The sequence below is a fragment of the Butyricicoccus sp. AM32-19 genome (genome assembly GCF_003480365.1).
GTDB lineage: Bacteria > Bacillota > Clostridia > Oscillospirales > Butyricicoccaceae > Agathobaculum > Agathobaculum butyriciproducens.
This window is the reverse complement of sequence record NZ_QUIX01000045.1, coordinates 1-562: the sequence shown is the minus strand read 5'-3', so window position 1 is coordinate 562 and position 562 is coordinate 1. Positions and strand designations below refer to the sequence as shown.

The 562-nt window shown below is 50.7% G+C and carries 1 pseudogene; it reads right to left on the bottom strand.

Features of this window, described 5'->3' with window-relative positions:
- Positions 1–562, bottom strand: a pseudogene (locus DW806_RS14980) (RHS repeat protein); the annotation flags it as partial.

Here is a 562-nt window from a genome sequence, read left to right as displayed (position 1 = left end):
GAGTAGGTATAGGTTTCCGTATTGCCGAGCGCGTCCGTGATAGACGCAATATCGCCGCCTACCGTATAAGTCAGCGTCATAGCGGTATTGTCCGCATAGCGAACTTTCGTCACATTGCCATTGCTGTCATACTCGTATGCGGTTGCACCGTTCAGACGGTCGCTTGCAGAGTTGGCGCGATAATCGCCGTCATAGGTGTTGGCGGTGGTGTATTCCGTGCCGTCGATAACTGTTCCGATTTTCTGAATGTTGCGGTGGTTATCGTAGTAGTAGCGCGTTTCAAGCCCATTAGCATCTACACAGGTCGTAACACGCGCTTCATCGTCATAGGAAACGTTAGAAACAGTGGGAATGTCCGCATTGATAAATGTCTGCTTTACCACACGGCCTATGCCGTCATACTCGTTCTTAATATAGACTTCGCCTTCAAAGTCGGTAGCACTGTTCAGATAGCCGTCGCCATCGTAGGTATAGTGCAGCGTATCACCGTCCGCATTGGTAACGCCGGTCAGAAGATCGTTGTCATGCTCATACGATACGGTGCGGCCTGCGTTATCGGTCA